The sequence below is a fragment of the Neisseria sp. Marseille-Q1983 genome, assembly GCF_018224585.1.
Classification (GTDB): Bacteria; Pseudomonadota; Gammaproteobacteria; order Burkholderiales; family Neisseriaceae; genus Neisseria; species Neisseria polysaccharea.
The window spans coordinates 10,394-32,568 of record NZ_JAGTUI010000025.1; the positions used below are offsets into that span (position 1 = coordinate 10,394).

At 52.4% G+C, this 22,175-nt stretch carries 13 protein-coding genes; 9 read left to right on the forward strand and 4 right to left on the reverse strand.

All coding sequences use genetic code 11. The features are described 5' to 3' along the window. Nucleotides 1–154: 154 nt before the first annotated feature. Complete coding sequence (locus KEM39_RS07130) at nucleotides 155–1,903, reverse strand: M61 family metallopeptidase (protein ID WP_211709765.1); 1,749 nt, start codon at nucleotides 1,901–1,903, stop codon at nucleotides 155–157. Between the two features lie 326 nt (nucleotides 1,904–2,229). On the opposite strand from KEM39_RS07130, the gene ccoN reads away from it, so the two are divergent. The 6 genes from ccoN (at nucleotide 2,230) to recC (ending at nucleotide 10,896) form a co-directional block, all read left to right on the forward strand. Next, nucleotides 2,230–3,663 carry a cytochrome-c oxidase, cbb3-type subunit I gene (gene ccoN / locus KEM39_RS07135; protein WP_192886324.1) on the forward strand — a complete coding sequence of 478 codons (1,434 nt, stop codon included), beginning with the start codon at nucleotides 2,230–2,232 and terminating at the stop codon, nucleotides 3,661–3,663. 26 nt (nucleotides 3,664–3,689) lie between these two features. After that, nucleotides 3,690–4,301 carry a cytochrome-c oxidase, cbb3-type subunit II gene (ccoO, locus tag KEM39_RS07140; protein WP_002212596.1) on the forward strand — a complete coding sequence of 204 codons (612 nt, stop codon included), beginning with the start codon at nucleotides 3,690–3,692 and terminating at the stop codon, nucleotides 4,299–4,301. 4 nt (nucleotides 4,302–4,305) lie between these two features. Continuing rightward, on the forward strand, nucleotides 4,306–4,476 hold the full coding sequence (locus KEM39_RS07145; protein ID WP_118997621.1) for a cbb3-type cytochrome oxidase subunit 3: 171 nt from the start codon (nucleotides 4,306–4,308) through the stop codon (nucleotides 4,474–4,476). A gap of 23 nt (nucleotides 4,477–4,499) precedes the next feature. After that, nucleotides 4,500–5,831, forward strand: a complete 1,332-nt coding sequence (gene ccoP, locus KEM39_RS07150; RefSeq protein WP_118997620.1) for a cytochrome-c oxidase, cbb3-type subunit III — start codon at nucleotides 4,500–4,502, stop codon at nucleotides 5,829–5,831. 344 nt (nucleotides 5,832–6,175) lie between these two features. Further along, nucleotides 6,176–7,585, forward strand: coding sequence for a PepSY-associated TM helix domain-containing protein (locus KEM39_RS07155; RefSeq protein ID WP_118997618.1), 1,410 nt, complete (start codon nucleotides 6,176–6,178; stop codon nucleotides 7,583–7,585). A gap of 101 nt (nucleotides 7,586–7,686) precedes the next feature. After that, entirely contained in the window at nucleotides 7,687–10,896 is a 3,210-nt protein-coding gene (gene recC, locus KEM39_RS07160; protein WP_211709767.1) for an exodeoxyribonuclease V subunit gamma, read from the forward strand. A gap of 71 nt (nucleotides 10,897–10,967) precedes the next feature. Here the strand turns inward: recC and mtrR are convergent, their stop codons facing one another. After that, entirely contained in the window at nucleotides 10,968–11,600 is a 633-nt protein-coding gene (gene mtrR, locus KEM39_RS07165) for a multidrug efflux system transcriptional repressor MtrR (RefSeq protein WP_101121298.1), read from the reverse strand. 249 nt (nucleotides 11,601–11,849) lie between these two features. Between mtrR and mtrC the strand changes: the two genes are divergently transcribed. From mtrC to mtrE, 3 genes are read left to right on the forward strand one after another with little or no spacing between them, the layout of a single operon-like run. After that, nucleotides 11,850–13,088, forward strand: coding sequence for a multidrug efflux RND transporter periplasmic adaptor subunit MtrC (mtrC, locus tag KEM39_RS07170; RefSeq protein ID WP_118824196.1), 1,239 nt, complete (start codon nucleotides 11,850–11,852; stop codon nucleotides 13,086–13,088). Between the two features lie 11 nt (nucleotides 13,089–13,099). Continuing rightward, complete coding sequence (gene mtrD, locus KEM39_RS07175; RefSeq protein ID WP_118824197.1) at nucleotides 13,100–16,303, forward strand: multidrug efflux RND transporter permease subunit MtrD; 3,204 nt, start codon at nucleotides 13,100–13,102, stop codon at nucleotides 16,301–16,303. Between the two features lie 52 nt (nucleotides 16,304–16,355). Beyond that, nucleotides 16,356–17,759 (forward strand): multidrug efflux transporter outer membrane subunit MtrE, encoded by a 1,404-nt coding sequence (gene mtrE, locus KEM39_RS07180; RefSeq protein ID WP_211709769.1) that lies wholly within the window; start codon nucleotides 16,356–16,358, stop codon nucleotides 17,757–17,759. 111 nt (nucleotides 17,760–17,870) lie between these two features. On the opposite strand, the gene KEM39_RS07185 is transcribed toward mtrE, so the two are convergent. Both KEM39_RS07185 and KEM39_RS11560 read right to left on the reverse strand, forming a co-directional pair. Beyond that, nucleotides 17,871–19,976: a TonB-dependent siderophore receptor gene (locus KEM39_RS07185; RefSeq protein WP_211709770.1), complete on the reverse strand. Its 2,106-nt coding sequence runs from the start codon at nucleotides 19,974–19,976 to the stop codon at nucleotides 17,871–17,873. A gap of 276 nt (nucleotides 19,977–20,252) precedes the next feature. Further along, on the reverse strand, nucleotides 20,253–22,175 hold a 1,923-nt coding region (locus tag KEM39_RS11560; RefSeq protein WP_249182646.1), incomplete at its 5' end, for a TonB-dependent receptor domain-containing protein.

The window sequence follows — 22,175 nt, forward strand, 5'->3', positions numbered from 1 at the left end:
TTTGATGCCCAGTTGCGCGATTTGTTCCGCATCGGCTTTGGTCAGTTGCGGAGAAATATAGAGGTGTTCGTCAAGTTTCAGAATGGCCATTTTGTTTCCTTTGCTTTGCGGTTGGTTTTCAGACGGCATTTTGTGTGCAATGCCGTCTGAAAGTTTAACCGAACAACCAGTTTTCCAACAGGTTGCGGTCTGTGATATGTAGGATGGCAGTATCCGCCGCCGCTGCCTGAACCGTCAAGACGGTTTGACGCAATATGCCGGAACGGAAGAAGTGGATATTGATTTTTGCATTGACGTGGTATCGGACCCATTGTGCGGCAAAGTCGGTGCAGGCATAACCGTCTAAAGCAATGATTTTGTCTTGCGGGCACAGTGCCGCAGATTCCGCGCTGCCGCCGTTGAAGACATGGGTCAGGACGATGTGGTCGGCGTTTTGTTTGAAACGTGCGCCGAAATCGCCTGTCGGCGGGACGAGGCAGATGTGTTCCGCGTATCCGCCGCCGTGTTGTCGGGGAAGAGGCAGGAAGGTCAGTCCCACGCCTGCGGTTGCCAGGCATTCGGCAAGAGGCAAATCTTCGGTGCTGTATAACGCTTTTTGGAAAAAATCTTCTAAATCCAAGCCGGTTATTTCCTGACAGCGGATTTGCCAGTGTTTTTCCGGAATGCCCGTGCGCGTATCCGCCCACTCCCGATAGAGTTTGTCCATTACCGTATCGAGAGAATGTCTGCCGCCGCTTTTGTTCCGTATCAGTAAATCAAGGCACAATGCGGCAAGCGCGCCTTTTTGGTAGTAGCTGACGATGGCGTTGGGGCTGTTTTCATCCGGTTTGTAAAATTTGTTCCATGCGGTAAAACTCGATTCCGCCAAGGTCTGCCTCAAACGGCCGCAGGTTTGTTGTACGCGCGTAATACCTTGTGCCAGCAGGTTTAAATAAGATTCGGGCGAGATGGTGCGGCTGCGTGCCAAAAACAAATCGTCGTAATAGGATGTAATGCCTTCGAATGCCCATAGTTGTTCGGTATAGTTTTCTTTGTCGAGGTCATAAGGGGCGAATGCGGCAGGTTTGATGGATTTGACGTTCCACGCGTGAAAATATTCGTGGGAGAAAAGTCCGAGCAATGTGGTGTAGGCATCGTCGGCATCGGTCATCCTGTACGGCGGAAGGCTGTGGCGGTCGGCGAGCAGGGCGGTGCTGTCGGCGTGTTCCAAACCGCCGTAAATATGGTCGCCGACGTGGAGCAGGAACAAATATTTTTGAAACGGGGCAGGGGAGGAAAACATTGCCAGTTCTGTTTCGCAGATTTTTTTGATGTCCGAAACCAGCCTGTCGCGGTCGAAATCGGGATAGATGCCGCTTAAGGCAATCGTGTGCGGAATGCCTGCTGCCTCAAAATCTAAAAATTCAATCAAGCCCATCTCGACAGGTCGGTCAATCAATTCGGCATAAGATGCCGTCTGAAAGACAAACCTCCCTGTTTCCGGCAGCGTTGTGGCAATACGCCATTCGGGTGGAATGCCTGTCAATTCCAAGCGGTGCGGCAGCGTTTCCGTTCCTTCGACTTTCAAAAACAGGCACAATCCGTCAAAAAAACCGCGTTCTATTGTCAGGAAAGAACCTCGAACCGACAAATCGAATGCATATACGGTGTAGCGGATTTGCCACTCGCCGCGTACGGCGGCGGTACGCCAGCGGTTTTTTGCAATTTGTTCGAGCGGCATGGACGTGCCGTTACAGGATGCATGGATAGAAGTGATGTGGCGGGAAAAATCCCGAATCAGATAGCTGCCCGGAACCCAGTTTGGCAGGCTTATTTCTATAGGAAAATCATCATCTTGTGTGAATGTCAGCAGGATGTGCCATTCATGGTCTAGAGGGGAGGGGGCAATTTCATAATTAATCATGGCTATTAAATATATCGTTAAATATTATTGATAAAATGTCTTTAAAATGCAGCTTAATCTACATCAATAAAGTGTTATAAAAAAGGAGGCTTGAAAAACAAAGCAATGTCAAACTGGTTGCAATTTATTATAACAATATGATTTATATATAATAAGAATGAATTTAAGAAAAATTTTCCTTTATGTTGCAAATGTAATTCCGCTTGGCGTAATAAGGCAGATATGTTAAATTTAGAAAAAATTACGCTTGCCCAAGTTGTACCTTAAGAGGTTGCAAAGGTGGGCAGGATAAAAAATTTTTATTCCCATAATTCATGGAGACTCTCATGGACACACAAACTTACAACTACAAAGTGGTGCGCCAGTTCGCCATCATGACTGTAGTTTGGGGTATCGTGGGCATGTTGGTCGGCGTTATCGTCGCAGCCCAACTGTTTGCTCCCGCCCTCGATTTGTCTAATATCGGACCTTGGTTCCACTTCGGCCGCCTGCGTCCGCTGCACACTAATGCGGTTATTTTCGCATTTGGCGGCTGCGGTCTGATTGGCACATCATACTACGTTGTCCAACGTACTTGTAATACCCGTCTTTTCGGCGGCTGGCTGCCGGCATTTACCTTTTGGGGTTGGCAGGCGGTAATCGTTTCCGCCGCCGTCAGCTTCCCTATGGGTTGGACCCAAGGTAAGGAATATGCCGAACTGGAATGGCCGATTGACATTCTGATTACTTTGGTTTGGGTTGCATACGCCATTGTATTCTTCGGTACGATTGCCAAACGCAAGGTGAAACATATTTACGTTGCCAACTGGTTCTACGGCGGCTTTATTTTGGCGGTCGCACTTTTGCACATTGTCAATAACATCAGCATCCCGGCCGGTTTGATGAAATCGTATCCTGTTTATTCAGGTGCAATCGATGCCATGGTTCAATGGTGGTATGGTCATAACGCCGTAGGCTTCTTCCTGACTGCCGGCTTCTTGGGTATGATGTACTACTTCGTCCCCAAACAAGCAGGTCGCCCCGTTTATTCCTACCGCTTGTCTGTCGTTCACTTTTGGGCGCTGATCTTCACCTATATGTGGGCGGGTCCGCACCATCTTCACTACACTGCGCTGCCTGACTGGACTCAATCTTTGGGTATGGTTCTGTCTTTGATTCTGTTTGCACCCTCTTGGGGCGGTATGATTAACGGCATCATGACCTTGTCCGGCGCGTGGGACAAACTGCGTACTGACCCAATTCTTAAATTCCTGATTGTATCCTTGTCCTTCTACGGTATGTCTACCTTTGAAGGTCCGATGATGTCGATTAAAACGGTCAATGCATTGAGCCACTATACGGACTGGACTGTCGCGCACGTTCATGCGGGTGCGTTGGGCTGGGTAGGCTTCGTAACCATCGGTTCCGTCTATTACATGATTCCCCGTCTGTTCGGCAAAGAACAGATGCACAGCACCAAACTGGTAGAGGCGCATTTTTGGATTGCGACCATCGGCGTGGTTCTGTATATCGCCGCGATGTGGATTGCCGGCGTGATGCAGGGTTTGATGTGGGGTTCTTTGAACGATGACGGTACGCTGACCTACTCGTTTGTCGAATCCGTAAAACGCACCATGCCTTACTACATGATTCGTTTTGCAGGTGGTTTATTGTATCTGAGTGGTATGTGCATTATGGCGTACAACGTGTACCGCACAGCCATCGGTGGTAAAGCAGTCGATGCCGAAATCCCTGCGGTTTCCCAAACACAGCACCACTAAAATACTAAGAAAGATAGGCTACCAAAATGAAATTACAACAATTGGCTGAAGAAAAAATCGGTGTTCTGATTGTGTTCACGCTGCTTGTAGTCAGTGTCGGTCTGTTGATTGAAGTTGTGCCCTTGGCCTTTACCAAGGCGGCAACACAGCCGGCTCCGGGCGTGAAGCCTTACAATGCCTTGCAGGTTGCCGGACGCGATATTTACATCCGTGAGGGCTGTTACAACTGCCACTCGCAAATGATTCGTCCGTTCCGTGCGGAAACCGAGCGTTACGGTCATTACTCTGTTGCCGGAGAGTCGGTTTACGACCATCCTTTCCAATGGGGTTCCAAACGTACCGGTCCTGATTTGGCACGTGTAGGCGGTCGCTATTCCGACGAATGGCACCGTATCCACCTGCTGAATCCCCGTGATGTCGTGCCTGAGTCCAATATGCCGGCATTCCCATGGCTTGCACGCAATAAAGTCGATGTCGATGCAACCGTTGCCAACATGAAGGCTTTGCGTAAAGTAGGTACTCCTTACAGTGATGAGGAAATTGCGAAAGCGCCTGAGGCTTTGGCAAACAAATCCGAGCTGGATGCTGTAGTCGCCTATCTGCAAGGATTGGGTCTGGCTTTGAAAAACGTAAGGTAACATCATGGATATTAACGGTATTCGCGCTCTTTTCACGGTATGGATCTTTATCTGTTTCCTGTTGGTACTCTATATCGTCTTCAACAGGCGGAATAAGAAAAACTACGATGATGCCGCAAACAGCATTTTTGATGAAAACCAAGATGTGCAAGATAAGAAAAGCGAAAACCGTTAATATTGTGATAACGGAGCAAAACAATGAACACAACATCCCAATTTACCAGTAACTTCTGGAATATATATATTGCAGTTATTGTCTTACTGAGCTTTATCGCTTTGGCTTGGCTGCTGCTGTCTCAAAATGTTGTCAAACGCCCGAAAAAAGGCGAAGAAGTACAAACTACAGGCCATGAGTGGGACGGTATTGCCGAATACGACAACCCGCTGCCGCGCTGGTGGTTTTGGCTGTATGTTTTGACATGGTTGTTCGGTATTGGTTATCTGGTTATGTATCCGGGTGTCGGCGACTACAAAGGCCTGCTGAAATGGACCAGCCACAACCAATATGAAAAAGAGGTCAAAAAAGCCGATGAGCAATACGGTAAACTGTATGCCAAGTTTGCGGATATGCCGATTGAAAAAGTGGCAAAAGACCCACAGGCCAAGCAAATCGCCCAAAACCTGTTTAACACTTATTGTATCCAGTGTCACGGTTCTGATGCCAAAGGTTCCAAAGGCTTCCCCAACCTGACCGATAGCGATTGGCTGTGGGGAGGTGATCCCGATAAAATCCACGAGACCATCGAAAAAGGCCGTGTTGCTACCATGCCTGCATGGGGTCCTGCTTTAGGTGAGGAAGGCGTAAAAGACGTTGCCCATTATGTGATGTCTCTTTCAAAACCCAAAGGTCAGTATGATGAGGAACGTGCCGCGCGCGGACAAGCCTTGTTCAGCGGTCCGCCTGCCAACTGTTTCACTTGCCACGGAGATAAGGGACAAGGTATCCAAGGTTTGGGTCCGAACCTGACTGATGACGTATGGTTGTGGGGCGGTACGCAAAAATCCATTATCGAAACCATTACCAACGGACGCAGCAGCCAAATGCCTGCTTGGGGACGTTTCTTGGATAAAGACAAACTGCATATTATGACTGCTTATGTATGGGGTCTTTCCAATAAAGACGGTAAAGCTCCGGTGAAAAAAACCGAGCCTGCACCGACTCCCGCACCGGCAGCAGAACCCGCAGCCTCTGCTTCTGCAGAAGCAGCACAAGCCGCTTCTGAAGCCAAACCTGCCGTAGTAGAACCTAAAGCCGAGGAAAAAGCCGCACCTGCTGCCAAAGTGGACGGCAAACAGGTTTATGAAACCGTTTGTGCCGCCTGCCACGGCAATGCAATTCCAGGTATTCCCCATGTAGGCACCAAAGCCGACTGGGCCGACCGCATCAAAAAAGGCAAGGACACGTTGCACAAACACGCAATCGAAGGTTTCAATACGATGCCCGCAAAAGGCGGTCGCGGCGATTTGAGCGATGATGAGGTCAAAGCTGCGGTTGACTATATGGTCAACCAGTCAGGCGGCAAATTCTAACCGTTGTTTTCCGACTTTGTCGGATGTAGAAATCCGGATTCATATCGAATCCGGATTTTTTATTTTGAACGGAAATCCTGTTTTTGATTTATGCCGTCTGAAAGTGGGGATTTTGATGCTTAAGCGGTCAGACCGACTGATATTTTTGTATGGTTTAAAGAATGGTGCAACTGGGTGTCGGACAGCATTGTTTGATGCTTTCAGACGGCATATAGGTTTGTTTCTTCAAAATTGAATCTTTTTTCATATGTTGCGAAAAATATTGATTTTAGTCATAAAGAATTAGTCTTTATTGTTTATAATCGCGCATCATCAAGATAGCCCTAATTTCAAAAGGACGATTAATGGATACACAAATCAAGACTGAAGCCGGCAATCAGACCAACCGGCGTTATCTGACCGTTTGGCGGTGGCATTTTTATGCCGGTTTGTTGGTTATGCCCTTCTTGACCCTGCTTGCCGTTACAGGTTTGGGTATGCTGTTGTTTGCCAATATTACCGGCAAGGAGGGTGAGCGGATTCATGTTGTGCCGCAGGCAACGGTACAACCTCTATCTGTTCAGGCAGAAGCGGCACGCAGTGCCGTTAATCCGGAGACTTCATCTGTCGTCCAATATATTGCACCGCGTGCTGATGATATGGTTGCTGTGTTCCGTGTCAACAATGAAGGTAAGGCAACCATGGTTGCGGTCGATCCTTATACGGCAAAAGTGGTCAACACCATGCCGCGCAATCAGGGTTGGTATCACACTATGGATGAAATCCACGGCGATATGATGCTCGGTGCGGCAGGCGATTATCTTTTGGAAACGGCAGCTTCACTGACCATTATTATGGTTGTCAGCGGCTTGTACCTTTGGTGGGTGAAACGGCGCGGCATCAAGGCGATGCTGCTGCCGTCAAAAGGCAGGGCGCGTTCTTGGTGGCGGAATCTGCATGGTTCGTTTGGAACTTGGGCGTCGTTGATTTTGCTGTTGTTCTGTCTGTCCGGAATTGCTTGGGCAGGTATTTGGGGCGGCAAGTTCGTGCAGGCTTGGAGTCAGTTCCCGGCAGGCAAATGGGGTGTCGAACCGAACCCTGTTTCAGTCGTGCCGACCCACGGCGAGGTATTGAATGACGGCAAGGTTAAGGAAGTGCCGTGGATTTTGGAGCTTACGCCTATGCCTGTTTCAGGGACGACTGTGGGCAAAGACGGCATTAACCCCGACGAGCCGATGACGTTGGAAACGGTTGACCGTTTTGCGCGGGAAATCGGTTTCAAAGGGCGTTATCAGTTGAATTTGCCCAAAGGCGAGGACGGCGTATGGACTTTGTCGCAGGATTCTATGAGTTACGACATGATCAGCCCGTTTGCCGACCGCACGGTGCATATCGACCAGTACAGCGGCAAGATTCTTGCCGACATCCGTTTTGACGATTACAACCCGTTCGGCAAATTTATGGCGGCAAGCATTGCGCTGCATATGGGTACTCTGGGCTGGTGGAGCGTGTTGGCAAACGTCTTGTTCTGCCTTGCCGTGATTTTTATCGGCATCAGCGGCTGCGTGATGTGGTGGAAACGCCGTCCGACCGGAGCGGTGGGCATGGTTCCGCCGGCGCAAAAAATCAAGCTGCCGGTTTGGTGGGCAATGGCATTGCCGCTATTGGCAATCGCATTGATCTTCCCAACCGCACTGCTTGCCATTGCCGTGATTTGGCTGCTGGATACCTTGCTGCTGTCGCGGATTCCTGTTTTGAGGAAATGGTTTAAATGACCAAATGCCGTCTGAAGCGTTCAGACGGCATTTTGTTTGAAGGCGGGCGGGGGAAAGGCTATATAATCCCGAATACTTGACCACAGCTTCTGTTTGAAATCATGTTTTATCTGTATCAATCCAACCGTCTTGAAACGCTGGCGGCACTGTTTGCCCGCATTCAAAAAGTCAAACCGCTGAAATCGGCTTTACAGCCCGAACAGATTATTGTGCAGAGTCAGGGGATGCGCCGCTACCTCAATACCTGCCTCGCCCGCGATTTGGGCGTGGCGGCGAATTTGGCGTTCAGCCTGCCCGCCGGCCTGACGTGGAAGTTGATGAAAAAACTGATTCCCGGTATTCCGGAACTCAGCCCGTTTGCACCCGAAGTCATGCGCTGGCGGCTGCTGGATTTGTTCCGCAGCGAGGCATTTCGGAATACGGCAGAATTTGAAGATGTGAGGAATGTGCTGCAAGACTATCTGGGCAGCGGCGAATCGGCAGATTATCAGCTTGCTGGCCAGCTTGCAGACATATTCGACCAATACCTTGTCTATCGTCCTCAGTGGATAGACGCTTGGCAGCAGGGCAGGCTGCTCGGTTTGGGCGACGACGAAATCTGGCAGTCCAAACTGTGGCGTTACCTCGACGACGGCAGGCAAAGCGCGCCGCACCGTGTCGCGTTGTGGGAAAAGCTGTTGGAATCTTTAAGCAGTGATAAGCTGCCCGAGCGTTATTTCGTTTTCGGCATTTCCACGATGGCACCGATGTATCTTCAGCTTTTGCACAAGCTGTCCGAACATTGCGATGTGTTCGTGTTCGCACTCAATCCGAGCGGGATGTATTGGGGCAATGTCATCGAAGCGGCGCAAATCCTCAAAGGCGGCGGCGATCCCGATTTAACTCAGGCAGGGCATCCTCTGCTCGCTTCATTGGGCAAGCAGGGGCGCGACTTTTTCGACTTTTTGAACGAAATGGAAATAGAAGGAGAAATGCCGGTGTTTGAAGAAGGCGGGCGCGATACGCTTTTGCACGCCCTGCAAACCGATATTCAAAACCTGAAAATGCCGTCTGAAACGGCGGGAAGCGTCAACACGGACGACGGCTCGATACGCATCGTCTCCGCACACAGCCCTTTGCGCGAATTGCAGATACTCAAAGACAAACTGTTGAAAATTCTGCATGAACATCCCGATTGGCAGCCGCATGATATCGCCGTATTAACCCCGAACATCGAATCCTATACGCCTTTTATCGAGACCGTGTTCGGACAGGAGCAGCCCGGTGCGCAGGCATTGCCGTATTCCGTTTCGGACGTGAAAATCAGCCGCCGACAACCGCTGTTTCATGCTTTGTCATGCCTGTTCGACTTGTTGGAAAGCCGATTTGAAGTCGATAAAGTGCTTGTGCTTTTAGAAACCGCGCCCGTGTTGCGCCGTTTCGGACTGACCGAGGACGATTTGCCGCTTTTGCACGATATGGTTGCCGATTTGAACGTTCACTGGGGTTTGGACGGAGAAATGCGCGGCGGCACGGATCAGCTGTTCACCTGGAAGCAGGCGGTAGAACGCATGATATTGGGCTGGATGCTGCCCGAAGGCGGCAACCCGATGTGGCAGGATGTCAGCGCGTGGTATGCCGACGTGAACCAAACCGCCCTGTTCGGACGTTTTGCCGCCTTTATCGAGTCCCTGTCGGATATTGTACGGATATGGCGGCAGCCCGCAACGGTCGGCGAATGGGTGGCGCGTTGCCGGGATTTGCTCGACAGATTGTTCCAAGCCGGGGCCGATGACCAAAAGGCAGTCCAAAACCTCGAAAACGAATGGGTCAAATGGCAAGAAGAGAGTACTCTGGCTGGGTTCGTCGGACAGTTGCCGCCGCACACCGTCATCCGCCATATCCGACGCTTTCTCGACAGCGAAAGCGAGGCAGGCTTTTTACGCGGCGGCATCACCTTTTGCAGTATGGTGCCGATGCGGAGCCTGCCGTTCAAAGTCATCTGCCTGTTGGGTTTGAACGACGGAGATTTTCCCCGTAATACCAAAGCCGCCGTATTCGACCTGATTGCCAAACATCCCGCCAAAGGCGACCGTGCCCGCCGCGATGACGACCGCTACCTCTTCCTCGAAGCCCTCATCAGCGCGCGCGAAATCCTGTATTTGTCCTACATCGGGCGCGACATCCGCAAAGACGAAGAGCTTGCCCCGTCTTCCCTGTTGGGCGAACTCATCGACACAGTTGCCGCCATGACCGGCACAAACAGCCGCCAACTTGCACAAAACTGGATAGAACAGCATCCGCTGCAACCCTTCTCACATCGCTATTTCCAGACCGGTTCCCGTTCAGACGGCATATTCAGTACACGTGCCGACTACGCCGAAGCACTCGAATGCTCCTCAGAGCAGCCTCAACCCTTTTTCGACAACCCCGTCGAAAGTTGCGAACCCGTTGTCGAAATCGGACAGGAGGCATTTGTCCGGTTTTGGCGTAATCCCGTCAAAGCATGGCTTCAGCAGCAGCTTTCATGGAGCGAACCCTATATCGACGAAGCATGGGAACCGGCCGAACCCTTCGAGCCGCAACATGCCGAGCAAATCGCCGAAATCTATATCGAGGCGCGCCGCGAAGGACAAGATTTTTCCCAAACCGCCGCCCGTATCGGGGCAGAAAGCCTCCTGCCCTCAGGGGAATTGGGCAAGCTTTGGCAGCAGGACTTCCAAACCGCTGCCAAACAAATCGACACGGCGGTTTTAAACAGCCCCAAACTGCCACCGCTTTCATACGCCATACCGTTGGACGGACAAATCCTGAAAGGCAGTTTGAGCAATTTATACCAATGCGGACAAGTGTTTTACGACTACGGCAAACCCAATGCGCCGCAACGTATCGCTTTTCTGCTGGAACACCTGATATTTTGCGCCGTTATGCCGTCTGAAGCCGAAACGCGGCAAACCTTTATCGTCCAATCCGGAGAAACCGAAATATTGGCGGAAATCGCGCAAGACAGGGCATTGCAGCTATTGTCGGAATGGATGGCATTTTTCAATATCGGGCAAAACCGCCCGCTGCCGTTTTTTGCCAAAACCTCGCTTGCCGCCGCCGAAGCGTTTGCCCAAAAACAAGATTGGGAAGCTGCCCTGAAAAAAGCCCAAACCGCCTACCACGGCAACAAAGTCAGCAAAGGGCAGAAAGACTATACCGAAGTCGCCCTCGTGTTCGGCAACGCAAGCCAAAACCCGCTCGAACAGCCCCTGTTTGAAAACCTCGTCCGCCTGCTTGCCGACACGCTTGCCGCAGCGGAAAAAAGGGAAGGAGCCGGAGAAGCCTGACGGGATGGAAAGGCAAATGCCGTCTGAAAACAGCAAAAAGGTTTTCAGACGGCATTTTTACCAAGGCTTGATTATTTCCGGCGCAGGTCGGGATGGTTTTCCAAGTTGTCCATCATCATTCCGATGATGCGCGGGGCGGTTTTGCCCAAATCGAAATTTTCTCCGGAAGAGAGCCAACGCCAAATCAGCCCGTCCAAGGTCGACTTGATGAAGATGACCGCCGTTTCTTTGTCCAAATCGTCTGCCAAATCCTGATTTTCCACCGCTTCGGTCAAAACGGCGGTAATTTTCTCGCGCCAGATTGCCTGATGCTTGCGGGCAATGGCGATAACGGCGGCGTTTTGCTCCGTGTGTTCGCATTTTAAAAACAGGATGTTGTGGAATTTGTAGTGGATGTCGTTGCTTTGCAGCCGCTCGAAAAAGTGCAGCAGCGTGTGGCGGAATACCGTCCAAGACCCTCCTTCGGCATTTGCGGCATCTTGCGCGATGCAGTTTTCGATGTCGTCGCAGATACGTTGGAACAGCGCGTCGAACAAGTCTTCCTTATTTTTGAAATGCCAATAGAGCGCGCCGCGCGTTACGCCGGCGGCTTGGGCGATTTCGTTGAGCGAGGTGCGCGCAATCCCTTTGCGGTAAAAGGTTTCCAAGGCGGCAAGCATCAGGTGTTCTTTGGTTTTTAAGGCTTCGGTTTTGGTTTTTCTCATAATGGCGGTTTCGTTCCGGCGCGGTTTGACGGTTGGGATTATAAAAAAGACTTTGTATCCGTGCAATCTTGTATGTATAATAACACCCCTGAAATTGAGACTACATCTCAACTTTGAAAACCCATGAAACCTGCTTCGCACTCCGTTTGAACATCGGGTTGGCGAAGCAGGCGGTTTTTATATCCTGAAATAAGAATGCCTGTTGATTGGCAAAACCCTTTATATCAAACCAGACAGATAGGATAAATAATGGCTTTTTATGCTTCTAAGGCGATGCGTGCGGCTGCGTTGGCTGCCTCTGTCGCGTTGGCACTGTCATCTTGCGGCAAAGCAGATGAAGCGGCGCAGGGTGGGCAGCCTGCGGGTCGGGAAGCACCGGCTCCCGTCGTCGGTGTCGTAACCGTCCATCCGCAAACCGTTGCGTTGACTGTCGAGTTGCCGGGGCGTTTGGAATCGCTGCGTACCGCCGATGTCCGTGCGCAAGTTGGCGGCATCATTCAAAAACGCCTGTTCCAAGAAGGCAGTTATGTCCGTGCCGGACAGCCGCTGTATCAGATTGACAGTTCCACTTATGAAGCAGGTCTGGAAAGCGCGCGTGCGCAACTGGCAACGGCACAGGCAACGCTTGCCAAAGCGGATGCGGATTTGGCGCGTTACAAACCGCTGGTTTCCGCCGATGCCATCAGTAAACAAGAGTACGATGCTGCGGTAACGGCGAAACGTTCTGCCGAGGCAGGCGTTAAAGCGGCGCAAGCGGCGATCAAATCCGCCGGCATCAGCCTGAACCGTTCGCGCATTACCGCGCCGATTTCGGGCTTTATCGGCCAGTCCAAAGTTTCCGAAGGTACGTTGCTGAACGCTGGCGATGCGACCGTACTGGCGACCATCCGCCAAACCAATCCGATGTATGTGAACGTTACCCAGTCTGCATCCGAAGTGATGAAACTGCGCCGGCAGATAGCCGAAGGCAAGCTGCTGGCGGCAGACGGTGCGGTAGCGGTCGGCATCAAGTTTGACGACGGCACGGTTTATCCTGAAAAAGGCCGCCTGCTGTTTGCCGATCCGACCGTCAACGAATCGACCGGTCAGATTACCCTGCGCGCCGCCGTACCGAACAATCAGAACATCCTGATGGCAGGCCTGTATGTGCGCGTGCTGATGGATCAAGTGGCGGCGGACAACGCATTTGTTGTGCCGCAGCAGGCGGTAACGCGCGGTGCGAAAGATACCGTGATGATTGTGAACGCCCAAGGCGGTATGGAACCCCGAGAGGTAACGGTTGCACAACAGCAGGGTGCGAATTGGATTGTTACGTCAGGTCTGAAGGACGGAGACAAGGTGGTTGTGGAAGGAATCAGTATCGCCGGCATGACGGGTGCGAAAAAAGTAACGCCCAAAGAATGGATGCCGTCTGAAAACCAAGCCTCTGCCCCTCAAGCCGGCGTTCAGACGGCATCTGAAGCCAAACCTGCTTCTGAAGCGGAATAAGGAAGGCATCGATGGCTAAATTTTTTATCGACCGCCCCATTTTCGCGTGGGTTATTTCGATTTTCATTATTGCGGCGGGTATTTTCGGCATTAAAAGCCTGCCTGTTTCGCAATATCCGTCTGTTGCCGCCCCAACCATTACCTTGCACGCCACTTATCCGGGTGCGTCCGCGCAGGTAATGGAAGACAGCGTACTTTCCGTTATCGAGCGGAATATGAACGGCGTGGAAGGTTTGGATTATCTGTCCACTTCTGCCGATTCGAGCGGCAGCGGCAGCGTCAGCCTGACCTTTACGCCCGATACGGACGAGAACCTGGCGCAGGTGGAAGTGCAGAACAAGCTTTCCGAAGTATTGAGCACGCTGCCGGCAACCGTCCAGCAGTACGGCGTTACCGTATCCAAGGCGCGTTCCAATTTCCTGATGATTGTGATGCTTTCGTCGGATGTGCAGTCAACCGAAGAGATGAACGACTACGCGCAGCGCAATATCGTTCCCGAATTGCAGCGTATCGAAGGCGTGGGGCAGGTCCGCCTGTTCGGCGCGCAACGCGCGATGCGGATTTGGGTCGATCCTAAGAAACTGCAAAACTACAATTTGTCGTTTGCCGATATCGGCAGCGCGCTGTCCGCCCAGAACGTCCAGATTTCAGCGGGTTCTATCGGTTCGCTTCCCGCCGTTCGCGGACAGACGGTTACGGCTACCGTAACAGCGCAGGGGCAGTTGGGTACGGCCGAAGAATTCGGCAACGTCATCCTCCGCGCCAATACCGACGGTTCTAATGTTTACCTGAAGGATGTGGCAAGGGTCGGACTGGGTATGGAAGACTATTCTTCCTCAACCCGTCTGAACGGTGTAAATACCACCGGTATGGCGGTGATGCTGTCCAACAGCGGCAATGCGATGGCGACGGCAAAGGCGGTTAAAGAACGTATGGCGGTGCTGGAAAAATACTTTCCGCAGGGTATGGGCTGGAAAACCCCTTACGATACTTCCAAATTCGTCGAAATTTCGATTGAAAAAGTGATTCACACTTTAATCGAAGCGATGGTGCTGGTGTTTGTCGTAATGTATCTCTTCCTGCAAAACATCCGTTATACGCTGATTCCGACCATCGTCGTACCGATTTCCCTGTTGGGCGGTTTCGCCTTCATCTCTTATATGGGCATGTCGATTAACGTATTGACGATGTTTGCGATGGTTTTGGTCATCGGTATCGTGGTCGATGACGCGATTGTGGTGGTTGAAAACGTCGAGCGCATTATGGCGGCGGAAGGTTTACCGCCTAAAGAAGCCACCAAAAAGGCGATGGGTCAGATTTCCGGCGCGGTGGTCGGTATTACCGCCGTATTGATTTCCGTGTTCGTACCGTTGGCGATGTTCAGCGGCGCGACGGGCAATATTTACAAACAGTTTGCCCTGACTATGGCGGCATCAATCGCATTCTCCGCCTTCCTTGCGCTGACACTCACGCCTGCATTATGTGCCACGATGCTCAAACCGATTCAAAAGGGGCATCACGAAGAGAAAAAGGGCTTTTTCGGCTGGTTCAACAAAAAATTCACTGCTTGGACGCACGGCTACGAAGGCCGGGTTGCCAAAGTTTTGCGTAAGACTGTGCGTATGATGGTTGTTTATATCGGCTTGGCGGTTGTGGGCGTATTCCTGTTTATGCGCCTGCCGACCTCATTCTTGCCGACCGAAGACCAAGGCTTCGTTATGGTCAGCGTGCAACTGCCTGCGGGCGCGACCAAAGAGCGTACCGATGCGACGCTGGCGCAAGTTACACAATTGGCAAAAAGCATTCCTGAAATTGAAAACATCATTACCGTTTCCGGCTTCAGCTTTTCGGGCAGCGGCCAGAATATGGCGATGGGTTTTGCGATGCTTAAGGATTGGGACGAACGTAAAACCCCCGGCAGCGATGCCGTTGCGGTTGCCGGCAAGCTGACGGGTATGATGATGGGGACGCTTAAAGACGGTTTCGGCATCGCCATCGTTCCGCCTCCGATTATGGAGTTGGGCAACGGTTCGGGTTTGACCATCAACCTGCAAGATCGCAACAATACCGGTCATGCCGCATTGCTGGCCAAACGCAACGAGTTGATTCAGAAAATGCGTACCAGCGGTTTGTTTAACCCCAGCACCGTCCGTGCCGGCGGTTTGGAAGACGCGCCGCAGTTGAAAATCGACATTAACCGTTCGGCGGCTTCGGCACAAGGTATTTCTTTTGCCAGCATCCGTACTGCATTGGCAAATGCGCTGGGTTCGTCTTACGTCAACGACTTCCCGAACCAAGGCCGTTTGCAGCGCGTGATGGTTCAGGCGGATGCTTCGGCACGTATGCAGCCTGCCGACATCTTGAATCTGACTGTGCCGAATAGCTCGGGCATTGCCGTTCCGCTTTCTTCGATTGCCACCGTTTCGTGGCAGATGGGTACGGAACAGAGCGTTCGTTTCAACGGTTATCCCGCTATGGAACTGTCCGGTTCGCCCGCAACAGGTGTTTCCACCGGTCAGGCCATGGAGGCGGTTCAAAAAATGGTTGACGAATTGGGCGGCGGTTACAGCCTGGAGTGGGGCGGACAGTCGCGCGAAGAGGCAAAAGGCGGTTCGCAAACCATTGCCCTTTACGCGCTTGCCGCCGTTGCAGTCTTCTTGGTGCTTGCCGCACTTTATGAAAGCTGGTCTATTCCGCTGGCCGTTCTGCTTGTAATGCCTTTAGGCTTGGCGGGCGCGGCTGCGGGCGTAACCGGGCGTAACCTGTTTGAAGGATTGTTGGGCAGCGTTCCCTCGTTTGCCAACGACATCTACTTTCAAGTCGGTTTCGTTACTGTGATGGGTTTGAGTGCGAAAAACGCGATTTTGATTATCGAGTTTGCCAAAGACCTTCAAGCGCAAGGGAAAAGCGCGGTTGAAGCCGCTTTGGAAGCCGCCCGCCTGCGTTTCCGTCCGATTATCATGACCTCGTTCGCCTTTATTTTGGGCGTGGTTCCCCTGTATATTGCCGGCGGTGCAAGCTCCGCCAGCCAGCGCGCCATCGGCACGACCGTATTCTGGGGGATGCTCATCGGCACGCTTTTGTCCGTGTTCCTTGTTCCGCTTTTCTATGTGGTGGTGCGCAAATTCTTCAAAGAAACTGCACACGAACACGAAATGGCGGTAAAACACGCCGCTGAAGCGGGCATCACCGGTTCGGACGATAAACAATATTAAGCAAAATGCCGTCTGAACGCCCCGGGGCTTCAGACGGCATCAGGACTTTTTTATGGATACTACATTGAAAACTACCTTGACTTCTGTTGCAGCAGCTTTTGCATTGTCTGCCTGCACCATGATTCCCCAATACGAGCAGCCCAAAGTCGAAGTTGCGGAAACGTTTAAAAACGATACTACCGACAGCGGCATCCGTGCGGTCGATTTGGGTTGGCACGACTATTTTGCCGACCCGCGCCTGCAAAAGCTGATCGACATCGCACTCGAGCGCAATACCAGTTTGCGTACAGCCGTATTGAACAGCGAAATCTACCGCAAACAATACATGATCGAGCGCAACAACCTCCTGCCCACGCTTGCCGCCAATGCAAACGGCTCGCGTCAAGGCAGCTTGAGCGGCGGCAATGTCAGCAGTAGCTACAATGTCGGACTGGGTGCGGCATCTTACGAACTCGACCTGTTCGGACGCGTCCGCAGCAGCAGCGAGGCGGCACTGCAAGGCTATTTTGCCAGCACCGCCAACCGCGATGCGGCACATTTGAGCCTGATTGCCACCGTTGCCAAAGCCTATTTTAACGAGCGTTATGCCGAAGAAGCGATGTCTTTGGCGCAGCGTGTTTTGAAAACGCGCGAGGAAACCTACAAGCTGTCCGAATTGCGGTATAAGGCAGGCGTAATTTCCGCCGTCGCCCTGCGTCAGCAGGAAGCCCTGATCGAATCCGCCAAAGCCGATTATGCCCATGCCGCGCGCAGCCGCGAGCAGGCGCGCAATGCCTTGGCAACCTTGATTAACCAACCGATACCCGACGACCTGCCCGCCGGTTTGCCGTTGGACAAGCAGTTTTTTGTTGAAAAACTGCCGGCCGGTTTGAGTTCCGAAGTATTGCTCGACCGTCCCGACATCCGTGCCGCCGAACACGCGCTCAAACAGGCAAACGCCAATATCGGTGCGGCACGCGCCGCCTTTTTCCCATCCATCCGCCTGACCGGAACCGTCGGTACGGGTTCTGCCGAATTGGGCGGGCTGTTCAAAAGCGGCACCGGCATTTGGTCGTTCGCGCCTTCCATTACTCTGCCGATTTTTACCTGGGGAACGAACAAGGCGAACCTCGATGTGGCAAAACTGCGCCAACAGGCACAAATCGTTGCCTATGAAGCCGCCGTCCAATCCGCCTTTCAAGACGTGGCAAACGCATTGGCGGCGCGCGAGCAGCTGGATAAAGCCTATGACGCTTTAAGCAAACAAAGCCGCGCCTCTAAAGAAGCGTTGCGCTTGGTCGGCCTGCGTTACAAACACGGCGTATCCGGCGCGCTTGATTTGCTCGATGCGGAGCGCAGCAGCTATTCGGCGGAGGGTGCGGCTTTGTCGGCACAACTGACCCGCGCCGAAAACCTTGCCGATTTGTACAAGGCGCTCGGCGGTGGATTGAAACGGGATACCCAAACCGACAAATAACCGGCCGGGCAATCAAATGCCGTCTGAAACGATAAGGTTTCAGACGGCATTTCTTTCTTTAAAACGGTTTCCGGTACCTGCCTGCCTTTCAAGACGGCAGGCCGTATCCGTTTAGAAAGTATGTTTGACGGTTGCGGTCAGGCTGCGCGGCGTGCCGTAAACGTGAATATCCGGCATCGTGCGGTAGCGTTTGTTAAACACGTTTTCCAAGTCCAAACCGATGCGGGTGGATTTGCCGATTTTGTAATGCGCGGTCAAATCCAGCGTAGCGTATGGGCGTTGGGTCAATGCGGCTGCGGCGGCAGAGTTGATGTTTGCCGGGTATTCGTCCAGCGTGTGGCTGCGGCTTTGCCAGTTGACGTTTGCGCCCAGGTTCAAACGGTCGGTTACGTCATATGCGGTAAAGAGTTTGAACAAATGAACCGGATAAGACGGATGCAGTTGCTTGCCTTCGCTGTCTTTGATTTTGGAACGCGCATAGGAAGCATTAAGCAGCCATCTGTCGCTCAGGCGGCCGCCGACGGCGAGTTCCCAGCCCTTGGTCGTCGTTTTATCCGCAGAGCGGTAGTATTCTTCGCCGTTTGGCAATCTACCCGCATAAACGCCCAAATGGTCGCGTTTGTTCATAAACACAGACGCAGAAGCATTCAGACGGCCTTCAAACCACGAGGCTTTCAAACCGGTCTCGTAGGTTTTGCCGCGTTGCGGTTCGAGCGGTTTGCCGTCTTTGGTCAGGTAACGCACTTGCGGACGGAAAATGGTGGTGTAAGACGCATAGGCGGTCAGATTGTCGGCTATGTCGTAAGTCGCGCCCAAATAAGGAATGAAAACGTTTTGTTTGTGGCTGCTGTAAGCGAATTTATTGCGCTCAGTGCTGTAACGGTATCGCCAATTCACAAAACGGCTGCCGCCGATTAATGCCAGCTTGTCGGTCAGTTTGAAACGGGTCGAACCGTAAACCGACAGGTTTTTCATATCGGTAAAACCGTCGCGCGAATACGGCATATCGGGTTTGGCGATGTTGCCGTCAAATTTACGCAAATCGGGAATCGTCGATTCGCCTTCTTCATAGAAAGACAGGTTTTCTTTGTTGTCCTGATAGCTGATGCCCGCATTAAATTCGTGCGAGCGGCCCAATGCCGGATAGTCGCCGTCCAAAATCAGGGAAAAATTCTGGTCGCGGTATTTGCTGCGGTCGCGGTCTGAAGTGAAAAGCGCGGAGTAGTCGGTATTGATTTCGTATGTACCGGCAATGCCTGAAACGATGTCGCTTTTACCTGCCAGATAGCTGTAATTGCCCGTCAGTTTCCAGCCGTTGTCAAACTCATGGCTGAGGGACGTGAATACTTCGGCGCCGGTGTCTTTGCCGTAAGCCCATTTTGCCGAGGAATTGCTGCGCGGCGAAGCCTCAAACGGTATGAATCCGTCTTTCTTATTGCCTGCTGCCGTCAGATAGCTGAAACGCGAGCTGCCCTTATTGCGGAAACGGTGTATTTCCGTACCGATATTCCATTGGGTCTGAGGGGCGAGGTCGTAGGACAGAATGCCGTAGAACGTATGATTGTGGCGCGATGTGTTCGGCAGGTAATCGCCGCCGTGGTCGCTGACCAAAATAGCGCGACCGCGCAAGGTATTGTCTGCATTTAAAGGCTGATTGGCATCAAGGACGAAGCGGTAGTGTTTCCACGAACCGACACCGGTTTCGACGCTGACGGCAGGCTTGGCAGTCGGTTTTTTGCGTTTCAAAGCAACCGTACCGCCCGGTTCGCCCATACCGCCGTTGGACAAACCGCTTGCGCCGCGCACGACGACGACTTGGTCATACAACGTGCTGTCCAGATTGTTGGTACTGCGGCGGATGGCTTTACCCTCGTAAAGGAATTTGGGCGCGCCGTCCACGGAAATGCTGTCAATCGCCTGACTGCGCGAAATAAATTGGCTGTGGCCGGAGACGTTGTTGCCCATTTTGCTGTGGAACACGCCCGGTGTTTGTTTCAATACGTCCTGCAGGCTGTCCAAGCCTTGGTCTTCGATTTGTTTTGCCGTTACGACAGACAGGGATTGCGGTGTTTCACGCTGGGTCAGCCTGATGCCTGTGGCTGCAGATGAGGCGGGGATGGTGTAGTTGGAAGCCGTTTGTTTCCCCGGTTCTTTGACGTGTATTTCCGGAAGGGCGGCAAGGTCTGCGGCGGAGGCGTGCGCGGCGCATAACAGCATAAGTGCGGATGATACGGCAAGCGCGGTGCGTGAAGTGCGGGGGGGGGTATGCATGATTTTTCCTTTTGGTGGTTTGGCGGCGGGATTTGGCAAAATGTTGCCGTTACAACAGCCGTCGTAATCAGTATTTAAGATTGGTTCGGCTGTTATTAAAATATAGATATTAATGCGTTAAAGAGGCGGGTAACAAAAGGCAATGCCGGCAGGTTGTCCGCCTTGTAAGGTATGCCGTCTGAAACGGACTTCGTTTCAGACGGCATTTTAAAATGCAAGCGTTTAGAACTTGGCTTGCAGCCTTAACCAAGCGGTGCGGCCGGGTTCGTTCACGCGGGTGGTTTTGATACCGGCGGCAGGATCGACAAATCCTCCGCTCCTGCTGACGAATTCGGCATAGGTTTTGTTGAACACGTTGTCCACTCCGCCTTGCAGGGTGGCGTATTTATTGAATTTCCAACCTGCATTGACGGAAAGTACGCCAAAGCCTGCGGATGCGCCGATGTCCTGACCGATGATGTTGCCCTGTCCTTTGGCGTAGCGGTTTTGCTTGGCAACCAGTTTCCATAGTGCGCCCGCGCTGAATTTGCCGTTGTCGAAGGCAAGGGTGTTGTTCCATTCGAGCGGAGGTGTTTGGGCAAGCGGTTTGCCGTCTGTACGGTTTTTACCGTAGGTATAGGCTAGGTTGCTGGCTATGCTCCAGCTTGGTGCAAACTGCCATTTGGCTTCAAGTTCGCCGCCGAAACGGGTGGCATTGATATTGCGTGCGCTTAAGTCTGCACCATGATGATGGCCGGAGTGTCCGCCTGTTGCCGGTGTCGCCGGAGTGGGTCCTGTGTGGTGGTGTCCCGTGTGATGGCTAGGTGCCGACGCGCTGCCGGCGGTATGATGCGTCATCGGTTTTGGTTCGACTATGATGAAATCGTCAACCTTGCCTGCAAATACAGAGGCGGAGACGTGCCAATTTCCGCTGTTCCAAATCAGCCCTGCATCAAGTTGGCGGTTGGTTTCTTTTTGGAGTCGGAGGTTTTCCGATTTTTTGCGTTCCCAGTAGTCGGGCGCACGTTGGGCGATGCCTAAACCTGCGTAGTATTTGGTATTGCCTGTTGTTTGCTCGAAACGGAAAAAGCCGGAAGTCAAAGGATATTTGGTTTTTTTGAGGGGATCGGAGTCTGCCTTGGTTTCGTATGTGCCTGTTACTTGGTCGTGCCGCAAACCGGCAATCAGTTTTTGCTTGTCGGTACGTTGCCAAGCCGCTTCGGCAAAGCCGCCCAGTTGGTCAAAACTTTGGGTAGGCTTGAAAGGACTCGAAGCGTAGTTTTCATTGCCGTTGCGTTCGGTATGGCGGTCGCGCATATAGTCGATGCCGGTTTGAAGGTTGACGTTGTCCCAGTCGAATACGGCTTTGAGATTGCCGGTATCGGTGCGGCGTTTGGGGTTATTGGCTTTTTTAATCTGCATACCGGTAGAGGAGTCGCGGATGGTACGCAGGCTGTAGGTGTCCATAACGTGGTCGATTTCGCTGGAACCGTAGCGTGCCTCGATTTCGCTCAACCACGGTGTGATATTGCGTTGGCTGATGCGGATATTCCATGCTTCGCGGTCGAATTTGCTGCCGTCCATCATACGGTCGGCGTAGGCGGCCTTACCGCGGCTGCGTTCGTATGTACCGGCGATGGTGGTGTTTTCGGTCGGGGTAACGCCCAACTGAACCATTTGGCCGTCGCGTTTGAAGTTGGAATGTACGCGGTTGCCTGCTCCGTCTTTATAGTCGTCGGATTCGTTATGTGAGACATTGAGGCGGGCATAACCGTATTTGCCGCCTGCACCGGCTTCAAAGGAGGCATCGCGTCTGCCGCTGCTGCCTAATGTGGTACTGCCGTTGAAGGAGTAGGGTTGTTCGTGGAAGGTCGGATCTTTACGGACGAAATGAACCGAACCGCTGATCAAGCCCATCCCTTGGGTAACGGTTTGCGGACCTTTGGTAACGACAACTTCGTCAAAGGTGCTGGGGTGGATATAAGAAGTGGGCGGGTCCATGCGGTTGGAACAACCGCCGTAAACGAACTGGTCGTCTGCATTGATGGCAAGGCGCGAGCCGCCCAAACCTCGGAACAATGGATCGCCCGAGCTGCCGCCTTTGCGGATGATGCTCATATTGGGGACGGATTGTAAAAGGTCTGCGCCATCCCCTGCCGGCAGGGG

Coding starts and splice junctions, on each gene's coding strand:
- KEM39_RS07130 (WP_211709765.1), bottom strand. CDS start 1,903: ATGATTAATTATGAAATTGCCCCCTCCCCTCTAGACCATGAATGGCAC.
- recC (WP_211709767.1), top strand. CDS start 7,687: ATGTTTTATCTGTATCAATCCAACCGTCTTGAAACGCTGGCGGCACTG.
- ccoP (WP_118997620.1), top strand. CDS start 4,500: ATGAACACAACATCCCAATTTACCAGTAACTTCTGGAATATATATATT.
- KEM39_RS07145 (WP_118997621.1), top strand. CDS start 4,306: ATGGATATTAACGGTATTCGCGCTCTTTTCACGGTATGGATCTTTATC.
- KEM39_RS07155 (WP_118997618.1), top strand. CDS start 6,176: ATGGATACACAAATCAAGACTGAAGCCGGCAATCAGACCAACCGGCGT.
- mtrE (WP_211709769.1), top strand. CDS start 16,356: ATGGATACTACATTGAAAACTACCTTGACTTCTGTTGCAGCAGCTTTT.
- mtrC (WP_118824196.1), top strand. CDS start 11,850: ATGGCTTTTTATGCTTCTAAGGCGATGCGTGCGGCTGCGTTGGCTGCC.
- mtrR (WP_101121298.1), bottom strand. CDS start 11,600: ATGAGAAAAACCAAAACCGAAGCCTTAAAAACCAAAGAACACCTGATG.
- mtrD (WP_118824197.1), top strand. CDS start 13,100: ATGGCTAAATTTTTTATCGACCGCCCCATTTTCGCGTGGGTTATTTCG.
- ccoN (WP_192886324.1), top strand. CDS start 2,230: ATGGACACACAAACTTACAACTACAAAGTGGTGCGCCAGTTCGCCATC.
- KEM39_RS07185 (WP_211709770.1), bottom strand. CDS start 19,976: ATGCTGTTATGCGCCGCGCACGCCTCCGCCGCAGACCTTGCCGCCCTT.
- ccoO (WP_002212596.1), top strand. CDS start 3,690: ATGAAATTACAACAATTGGCTGAAGAAAAAATCGGTGTTCTGATTGTG.